This is a genomic window from Binatus sp. (SeqCode), assembly GCF_036522015.1.
Taxonomy (GTDB): domain Bacteria; phylum Desulfobacterota; class Binatia; order Binatales; family Binataceae; genus Binatus.
In genome coordinates, this window is record NZ_DATDGQ010000292.1 from 1 (window position 1) to 8,767 (window position 8,767).

Here is an 8,767-nt window from a genome sequence, read left to right on the forward strand (position 1 = left end):
GCATCGCCCAGTATGGATAGTCGATGTGGACTCCCATCTCGGTGGCGCCAGGATGCAGAATCCGTGCAGAGTACGCGCCGAGCGTCAGGTCGTCGCCAAGCATCGCCTCGGCGATTTCGATGATCCCCGGATGCTGCACCAGCCGCTCGAATATCTCGCCGTGTGCCAGGAGCCCACGAACATGCTGCTGGCGGATCTTCTCGTTGAGTTTTCCGAACGCGAAAGCAGTAGGTGAGGCGGCGATTTCCAACGCGCGCGAGCGCGCGTGCGCTGCGTCGGATGCGTCGATCAGATTCGGGAGCAGAACGAATCCCGGCCCGTCGGTGAGTTGGTCAACGATTGCCGATGTAGCTGGCATAGCAGTCTCCCACGCGCTTACTGAGGATCGATTTCGCAGTAGCACAATAGCGCGGGCTTGATCGAACCGGACAGAAATCGCAACCTCACCCCTAACCCCTCTCCCTTCTGGAGAGGGGAACAGAAGTTATGCAAAGGCAAATTCATACCATTAGTTGTGGTTTGGTAGCGGCCTACCACTAAGGGTAGTTTTGTTCCGTCAAAATTGGTGTTTCGAGAACGGGTAAGGGAGTGCTGAGTTAACAGAGAGTTGTCCATGGCGGATCGCGTAGAGTAGCACGCACGGGGCAGAGCAATAAGGCTGAAAAGTTCATCCATGATCGGTGGACGTAAACCAGTAGTTGCGGACAGAATCGAATCGCGAAGGGGGATCTCACGAACATGAAATTCAGGCTTCCTGCAGCGTTGTTGGCGATGCCGATGATCCTGACGCTCAACGCAGTGGCGCTGGGGCAGCAGAAGACGATCGATGTAACTGGTCACGGCGATTCTTCGGCCAAGCCGGACATGATGACGTTGTCGTTTGGGGTGACGGCCCGTGCGGATTCGGCCGACGAATGCACGCGAAAAGAAGCTGAGATATCTCGCCAAGTCGTCGACGCGCTGAAGGCGAAGCTCGGCGATTCCGCCAAGGTCACGACCTCGGACTTCTCGTTCAATCCGTCGATCGAATATGGCGGGATGGCGACGCCGACACCGACGGTGCTGCATGCCGAGGAGCCGGCTGCCACCTGGGAGTTCAAGGCTGACCTGAATGTATTCAGTAGTTCGATGGAGCCGCTTGGCGATCTGATCCAGACGGGATTAGCGGCAGGCGCGACGTCGGCAGGTCAAGCGGGCGTCGGTCAGATGCCGGACGACGCGGATGAGACTTCCGCAGTAGCGACAGACCCAGTAGGCATCGCTTCTTCTTCGCGCTACGCCAACGGCTCTGGATATCGGCGCCGCCCGCCGGCGTATTTCGTCGGTCTCACGGTGGTGTCTGAGGCCGCCTCCCCGGGCGACTGCGTGCGCCGAGGCAACGCCATCGTGAATCGAGTCGAGGCCGCACTCAAGAAGCAAATGGGTGCGCAGGGCAAAGTCATCGTGGCGGATTTCAGTGTGGAGCAGATCAACCCGCAACAGCGCGCGGGAAATCCCCAGTATCAGTCGCTGCCCCTGCCGCAACCGCAACGAAAGGTCTACGACGCCCAAGTCACTGTATCCGCGGAAACGCCGAAACTCGAGCTGCTGGGACCGGTCGTCGAAGATGCCATGAAAGCCGGGGCGGCGCGCCTCAACCAGGTCAGCTTCACGCTGAAGGACGACAGCGCGGCGCGAAAGGAAGCAATCGAGAAGGCGTCCACGGATGCGAAGTCGAAGGCGGACACGCTCGCGAGCTCGATGGGCGTAAAGCTGAAGGGAATCCTGCGAATCACAACCAACGCGCAGGCTCGTCCATATGTTGTTTACGGAAACCAGTACACGGCGGCCGTGGCGAGTTGGAGCAGCATACACAGGGCACAGGTTGCAGCGCCGGTGGGGGCCGAGATGCCGGTGACGCCGCGCGACGTAGGTTTCAGCGCCGACGTGAATGTGACGTACCAGATCGAATAGAAGCTGAGGAAGTGAGCCGGGCCGCGCGCATTTTTGACAGTTCCGCGCGGGAGTCGTATAGTCAGATCAGGCTGGGGGTGTGCGTTAGCGCACTGAGAGCTCCTGCGGGAGAACCCCTTGAACCTGATCCGGGTAATGCCGGCGTAGGGAAGCCGATGGCGCAACGTTCGGGCTGCGCCTGGGCCGCTTCCCCTCACCGGAGAAGCGGCTCAATAATGCCGGACTCTATCGCAAGTTCAATCACACTCAACGGCGAATCGTACCTGCTAACCGGCGACACGCCGCTGACTGCGCTACTGGAACGCTTGAAAATGCGGCGGGGCCGCGTGGCGGTCGAGATCAATCGCGAGATCGTGCCGAAGGCCAATTACGATGCGACGATTGTGCGAGTGGGCGATCAGGTTGAGATAATCAACTTTGTTGGCGGGGGATGAACGCAGAAAGCGGAAAGCGGAATCTTGAATCGCGTGCGAAAAAATCGCGCGCTGAATAAGGACCCTCACCTTCGATCCTCTCCCTTGCAGGGAGAGGGGAAGAAAAGAATATGCAGGACACTTCATTTGAATTGGGCGGAAAGAAATTCAAGTCGCGGCTGATTGTCGGGACCGGCAAGTATCGCGATTTTGCTGAGACCAAGGCGGCCGTTGAAGAGAGTGGCGCCGAGATCGTGACCGTCGCGGTGCGCCGCGTGAACATCACGGATCGCGGCAAGGAGAATCTGCTCGACTATCTCGATCCCAAGCGCTACCAGATTCTGCCCAACACCGCCGGATGCTTCACCGCAGAGGAGGCGATCCGCACCTGCCGCCTCGCGCGCGAGGTTGGGGTTGGCGAGCTGGTCAAGCTCGAGGTGATCGGCGATCAGCAGACGCTGTTTCCCGATGTCGCAGCGACGCTCGAAGCAGCGCGAGTGCTCGTCAAAGAAGGATTCAAGGTGATGCCGTATGTCACCGACGATCCGGTTACGTGCATCCGGCTGCAGGAGATTGGATGCGTGGCGGTGATGCCGCTGGCGGCGCCGATTGGATCTGGGCTGGGGATCCGCAATCCGTTCAACCTCGCGATCATCATCGAACAGGCGAAGGTGCCGGTGATCGTCGATGCGGGCGTCGGCACGGCGTCCGACGCGGCCGAGGCGATGGAACTTGGGTGCGACGGGGTGCTGATGAACAGCGCGATTGCAGGTGCGAAAGATCCGATCGCTATGGCGCGTGCGATGAAGCTGGCGGTCGAGGCAGGCCGCCTTGCGTATCGCGCGGGAAGGATCGAGCGCAAGTTGTATGCGACGGCGTCGAGTCCGCTGACGGGATTGATCGGGTAGGGCGCGCGTAAGTGGTCTTTCGCCTTGCGGCGAGAAACAAGAACCGGTACCGGCTCCGCTTGCGCGGAGCTGTCCGAGGTCCTTCCTCCCCTCGCGTTGCTCGCGTCGTCAGGATGACACACAAATTTGCGTTGCTCGCTTTCGTGAGGATGACAGACAGGCACCGCTCAGATGAGCAAGACGGACAAGTTCGCCGGACAAAAACGGATTGGGTTTCGGCTTTATCTGATCACTGATCGGCATATCGTAAAAGATGGCGATCTGGTCGCGGCGTGCGAGGCTGCGCTGACGGCTGCGCCTGCGGGGAGTGTCGCGTTGCAGCTCCGCGAGAAAGATTTACCGGCGCGCGAACTTTACGAACTGGCGCTGCGGCTTCGCGAGATTTGCACGCGCGCCGGTGCGCCACTGATAGTGAACGACCGCGTCGATGTGGCGATTGCAGCGGGGGCCGACGGTGTTCATCTGCCGTTCGACTCGATCGGCGTCAGCATGGCGCGCAAGCTGCTTGGACCCGGCCGGCTTATAGGAGTGTCGAGTCATTCGCCGCCGGATGTGTCCGGCGCCGCGCGCGAGGGCGCTGACTTCGCGGTATTCGGTCCCGTTTTCGATCCACTATCCAAGCCTGCCACCGGCCCGGGGTGGGGCGCGAGCGGACTCGCCGCAGCGTGCGGTGCCGGAGCGATTCCGGTATTTGCGCTCGGTGGCATAACGCCTGAGCGTGCGCGCGAATTGTTTGCATCGCAAGAACCCACCGGGCAGCCGGCGGGAGTCGCGTCGATCGGGGCGATATTCGCGAGCGACTCGCCGGCGCTGGCTACTGCGGCGATGCTGTCGGCGATTGACGCGTCGTCTCGCCGGCGATGACCGACTTGGCGGCGTCGAGGAGAGTGCCAGGCGGCGGGAGCTCGCGATAGTAGGGCGAGATGAAGATCCATCGCACGATGCCATTTCGATCGACGACGAAAAACGCGGGGATCGCGTTGTCGGGCTCGCCGTTGCGATGATGTTGCACGAGACCGAGCGGTGCGATGAGCGATTCGTTGGTATCGCTGAGCAGCGGGATTTTGGTGCGCAGAAATCCTGCGAGCATTTTCGATCGCTCGACCTGATCGGTGCTGATAGCGAGCGTAGCGACGCCGGCGCGGCGAAAATCGGTTTCGTTGGCTGGCGCGGTTAGTTCGGCGAGCTCGAATCGCGCGAATGGGTCGAAGTCGCCGCGATAAACGTAAATCAACGTAGCGCCCGCGTTGGTCGGTGACGGACCGCGGTGAACCGAGTCATTTTGATCGGTGAGCGCGAAGCTGGGGAATCGTTGTCCGACCGCCAGCTTCAGCGTAAACGGCGGATTGACTGTTGCGCGCATCACATAACTGACAAAGCGGCCGCCGCCTGCTCCCACGACGATGCATGCCAGGAATGCGAACAGGCCGAAGCCGAGTTTGCCGTGCGGCGAAGCGAGCCCCAGAGCGAGCCGGAGTCCTGCGATCGAGAGCGCAAACGCGGCAGCCAGGATCGCAAACGCGGGCCATGGGATTCGTTCGTGTATGCCCATCCACGGCACCGACCAGAACGACACCAGCACATATTCATAGAGGCCGAAGCCGCCTGCGACCAGGATGAGAGCGCAAATCGCGCGCAGGGGCTGGAACGGCGGAGTAACCCACGGCTCGTCGTAGAATTCCGGCGCGCGTGCGTCAACGGGCGGATCGACAGGTTCCGATGCGGCCATCAGTTGAGCATTCGCAGCTTCAAGTCGTCGTAGGAGATCAGCTCGACGCCCTCCTGCTGCAATTTTGCGTCGAAGCTAGCAGACTCGGTGCCAACAATCGCGACGGCGTCGGTGACGATGTGGAGTTTCGGGCCGACTCCTATGAGCGCTGTGATCTCGCGAGCGACGCATGATTCCGTGTACACGCCGTACATCACGATGTCCTGGTATGGGCGCAGGACTAGCCGCAAGATGGCGCTCAGGTGAGCGTTGTCGGCGAGCTTCTCGAACTGCTGGCGTCGAAAAACAATTTCCCCCTCGTGATCGAGGACTTTCTGAATTTCGTCGGGCGTATAATCGCGGTTTTCGAGCGTCAGTGGATTGAGCGGGCTGGTTTCGGCGATTTTTTGCTGGCCGGGAGTACCCGCCATGCAATGATCAGGATATGGTCCGCCCCAACTTTTGAGCTGCGGGTCGCCGGGAAGGTGGCAGTCGACCGAGCAAACGATTTGCACTTTCTGATCGCGCGCGAGATCGGTAATCGCCTTCCACTTCGGCACGAGGTTCTCCGCGCCTTCGATGTGAAACTTGCCGTCGTGCAGGATGAAGTCGCGCTGCGTGTTGATGTCGTAGAAGATGGTTTGATCAGCTTTCATCGGATTGACTCAGAAATGTTCGGGCTCGTGCCGGCGCCGATTGTCGCATTCGAGCTGCAGGGTCAGGTGATGGATGTCGAACTTGGTTTGCAGCAGATGACACATCTCAGCCAGCACTCGATCGCGATCCGCGTCGGCAGCGACCACGGCGTGCGCCGATAGTGCGATCTGCCGGGTCGTCAGACACCAGACGTGGAGGTCGTGAACCTCCTCGGTGCCGCTGACGGCGAGCAGGTCGGTGCGCATTTCGTCGAGATCAATATGTCGCGGCACCGATTCCATCAGGATGTCCACGCCCTCGCGCACCAGGCCCCATGAGCCGTACAGCACGAGGACTCCTATCAATATGCTCACGGCGGGGTCAGCCTGCATCCATCCGGTGAAATAATTCAGCGCGCCGGAGGCGAGCACACCGATTGAGCCGACGAGATCGGAAGTGACGTGGACGAACGCTGCACGCATTGCCATTCCATGCTGGTGACCGCCGGGCGCGTCCGAAGTCATCCACGCGGAGAAGGTGTTTACGCCGATGCCGACGACCGCGATGGCCATCACGCCCAAGCCCGAAACGGGACGCGGATTTTGCAATCGCTCGAACGCTTCGATCCAGATAAAGACTACGAGCAGCCAGAGGAAGAGGCCGTTGAGCAGCGCGCCGAGGATTTCAGCGCGGAGATAGCCGTAGGATTTCGCCGACGATGCGGGGCGCGTCGAGATCCATAACGTCAGCATACCCAGGCATAGCGCCGCGATGTCGGTGAGCATGTGGACCGCGTCAGACAGCAGAGCGAGGCTGCCCGTCAGGTATCCGCCGACGAGTTCGGTCGCGAAGTATGCGGAGGTGACGCCGAGGACGATTAGCAGGCGGCGCTGATCAAACCGCGCATGGGGGTGCGGTTCGTGATTGTCCATCGGGGTTCGCATCGCTCAATCATAGTGGATCAGCGAGAAGCAATTCACCGGCGCGAGACGATCCCGACCTTTGAGCGCGTCGAGCTCGACCACGAACGCGCATCCGATCACGTTGCCACCGACTTTGTGGATCAGTTGCAACGCCGCTGCTGCGGTGCCGCCAGTCGCCAGCAAGTCGTCAACCAGGAGCACGCGACCTTTGCCGGCCAGCGCGTCCTGATGCATCTGCAATGTTGCGCTGCCGTACTCGAGATCGTAGGCCTGATCGTAAGTATGAAAGGGGAGTTTGCCGGGCTTGCGCGCGATAGCGAGGCCAACGCCCAATCGGTACGCCACGGGAGCGCCGACCACAAAGCCGCGCGACTCGATTCCGACCACGGCGTCAATTTTCCCGATATATGGCTCGGCCAGTTGATCGACCACTGCCGCGAAGCCGCGCGCGTCGGCGATCAGCGGCGTGAAGTCCCTGAACATTATGCCGGGCTTGGGAAAGTCCGGCACATTGCGAATCAGTTTTTTTATTGCTTCGGCAGTCATCCTTGATTCCATCGCACAGTCAGTCTCGCGTGCGGTGGTCAAAGATACTAGCTGCCGCCGGCCGCGGCAAAGCTGATTCCATCGGAGGTCGCGGGCTCGGGCAAATAGGCAAGTGGATTTTCGGCCACATTGTCGCGGCGCACTTCGAAGTGGAGATTCGCGCCGGTGGTGCGCCCCGAGCGCCCGATCTCGCCGATCTCCTGGCCGCGCGCGACCCGGGTTCCTTCGCTGACGAGGTTGCGTTCGTTGTGCCCGTAAACCGTCGCGTAACCGTCGTCATGTCGAATGATCACGGTGTTGCCGTAGCCGTGGAGCGTGCCTGAGAAAATCACGACGCCGGTGTCGGCGGCATAGACAGGAGTCCCGGCAGGCGCCGCGATATCGACGCCGTCGTGCATCGCGCCGTTGCGGATTCCGAATCCCGATGAGACCACGCCTTGCTGCACCGGCCACTGGAATTGGCGCGACGCGCGCTCGCCGGTGTACCGATGCACTCCGCTGGACGCGGTGCCGATTGAGGCGCCGCGATATCCGCCGGGTATAGTCAGCACCTGGCCGACGCGCAGATCGCGCGGATCGCTGAGTCCGTTCGCGGCCATCAGGCGTCCGACGCTGACGCCGTATTCTGTTGCGATGTGGTAGACAGTCTCGCCGGGCGCGACAACGTGAGAGACAGGGCGCGGCGATCCGATGGGAAGGCTGCTGGTGGGCGGGGAGCTGTCGCCGCATCCGGCCAAAGCTATCGACAGCGCGAGCGCCACCGCCACGCTCGCGCGCGAAATCCACCGCGTATAGCTAGTACCCGCCTCGGTCACTTCATCCGCCGTCCGTCACCGCCCCGCACCACATCCCTGCGGGTCCGCGAAATATCAGTGCGCTAGTCCTGGAAGCCGTGCTTGCCGGTCATCTTTACGAATCGGCACTCGCCGAAATATTCCTCGTTCCAGTGTCCGGTCTTGTGGCTGATACGCACCAGTGTCTGGAGTTCGTCTTCGCCAATCGGCGCTATCAATCGGCCTTGCGGCGTCAACTGATTGAGCAGCGGCAGCGCGATCCCCGGCATCGCAGCCGTCACCATCACGACGTCAAACGGGGCCTCCTCGGGCCATCCATCCGAACCGTCGGCGCGTCGAAGATAGACGTTGCTGACGCCCATACCGTTGAGAATCACGCGGGCGCGATCGTGAAGATGTGCGTTGAACTCAACCGAATAAACGACGCGTGCGAGGCGCGCGAGCACCGCGGTCTGGTAGCCCGAGCCGGTGCCGACTTCGAGAACTTTCTCAGTGCCAGTCAGCTCGGCGACTTCGCTCATCAACGCGACCATGTACGGCTGCGAAATAGTCTGCGAATCGCCGATCGGCAGCGGGCCGTCATCGTAGGCGTGATCGTGAAGTTCGGCGGGAAGGAATCGGTGGCGCACGACCGTGCGCATCGCGGCGAGCACGCGCGGATCTTTGATTCCGCGGCGTTCGAGTTGCTCGAGCACCATCCGCGCCCGCGCGTTTTCGAGGTCAATCGCCATCGCCAGCATCATTATACAGATACGTCGGCCAACGACTAAGGTATCAAGCGAGATTGCCGAGACGCGGAATTTCGCCACTTTTGATGCGCGGGAGATGGAAGAGTGCCGTTTTTCGATTCAGCGGGCATCAAGATTCACTTCCAGGACTTAGGCTC

10 protein-coding genes, 1 pseudogene and 1 riboswitch are annotated in these 8,767 nt (G+C 61.1%); of the genes and pseudogenes, 4 read left to right on the plus strand and 7 right to left on the minus strand.

All coding sequences use genetic code 11. The annotated features are described in order from the left end of the window. A pseudogene (locus tag VIW95_RS12365) lies at window positions 1-358 on the minus strand (phytanoyl-CoA dioxygenase); the annotation flags it as partial. A 380-nt stretch (window positions 359-738) separates the two neighbouring features. Here VIW95_RS12365 and VIW95_RS12370 point away from each other — a divergent pair. The 4 genes from VIW95_RS12370 (at window position 739) to VIW95_RS12385 (ending at window position 4,138) form a co-directional block, all read left to right on the plus strand. Further along, on the plus strand, window positions 739-1,953 hold the full coding sequence (locus VIW95_RS12370; protein WP_331586899.1) for an SIMPL domain-containing protein: 1,215 nt from the start codon (window positions 739-741) through the stop codon (window positions 1,951-1,953). A 63-nt stretch (window positions 1,954-2,016) separates the two neighbouring features. Continuing rightward, window positions 2,017-2,120: riboswitch (TPP riboswitch) on the plus strand. Window positions 2,121-2,168: 48 nt separating this feature from the next. Continuing rightward, window positions 2,169-2,387 carry a sulfur carrier protein ThiS gene (gene thiS / locus VIW95_RS12375; RefSeq protein WP_331586901.1) on the plus strand — a complete coding sequence of 73 codons (219 nt, stop codon included), beginning with the start codon at window positions 2,169-2,171 and terminating at the stop codon, window positions 2,385-2,387. 110 nt (window positions 2,388-2,497) lie between these two features. Beyond that, a complete protein-coding gene (locus tag VIW95_RS12380) occupies window positions 2,498-3,274 on the plus strand; it encodes a thiazole synthase (protein WP_331586903.1) in 777 nt (258 codons plus the stop codon). A 171-nt stretch (window positions 3,275-3,445) separates the two neighbouring features. Beyond that, window positions 3,446-4,138: a thiamine phosphate synthase gene (locus VIW95_RS12385; protein WP_331586905.1), complete on the plus strand. Its 693-nt coding sequence runs from the start codon at window positions 3,446-3,448 to the stop codon at window positions 4,136-4,138. Here the strand turns inward: VIW95_RS12385 and VIW95_RS12390 are convergent. The 6 genes from VIW95_RS12390 to VIW95_RS12415 form a co-directional block, all read right to left on the minus strand. Continuing rightward, entirely contained in the window at window positions 4,089-5,003 is a 915-nt protein-coding gene (locus tag VIW95_RS12390; RefSeq protein ID WP_331586907.1) for a redoxin domain-containing protein, read from the minus strand. The two genes, VIW95_RS12385 and VIW95_RS12390, sit on opposite strands and share 50 nt — an antisense overlap. Further along, the gene (locus VIW95_RS12395) at window positions 5,003-5,638 is read right to left on the minus strand and encodes a cysteine hydrolase family protein (RefSeq protein WP_331586909.1); all 636 of its coding nucleotides are present in this window, start codon (window positions 5,636-5,638) and stop codon (window positions 5,003-5,005) included. The genes VIW95_RS12390 and VIW95_RS12395 overlap by 1 nt, the downstream gene beginning before the upstream one ends. 9 nt (window positions 5,639-5,647) lie before the next feature. Further along, window positions 5,648-6,550: a cation diffusion facilitator family transporter gene (locus VIW95_RS12400; protein WP_331586911.1), complete on the minus strand. Its 903-nt coding sequence runs from the start codon at window positions 6,548-6,550 to the stop codon at window positions 5,648-5,650. Window positions 6,551-6,565: 15 nt separating this feature from the next. Next, complete coding sequence (locus VIW95_RS12405; RefSeq protein ID WP_331586913.1) at window positions 6,566-7,087, minus strand: adenine phosphoribosyltransferase; 522 nt, start codon at window positions 7,085-7,087, stop codon at window positions 6,566-6,568. Between the two features lie 47 nt (window positions 7,088-7,134). Beyond that, window positions 7,135-7,902 carry a M23 family metallopeptidase gene (locus tag VIW95_RS12410; RefSeq protein WP_331586915.1) on the minus strand — a complete coding sequence of 256 codons (768 nt, stop codon included), beginning with the start codon at window positions 7,900-7,902 and terminating at the stop codon, window positions 7,135-7,137. A gap of 62 nt (window positions 7,903-7,964) precedes the next feature. Then, window positions 7,965-8,612: a protein-L-isoaspartate(D-aspartate) O-methyltransferase gene (locus VIW95_RS12415; protein WP_331586917.1), complete on the minus strand. Its 648-nt coding sequence runs from the start codon at window positions 8,610-8,612 to the stop codon at window positions 7,965-7,967. Window positions 8,613-8,767: the final 155 nt, after the last annotated feature.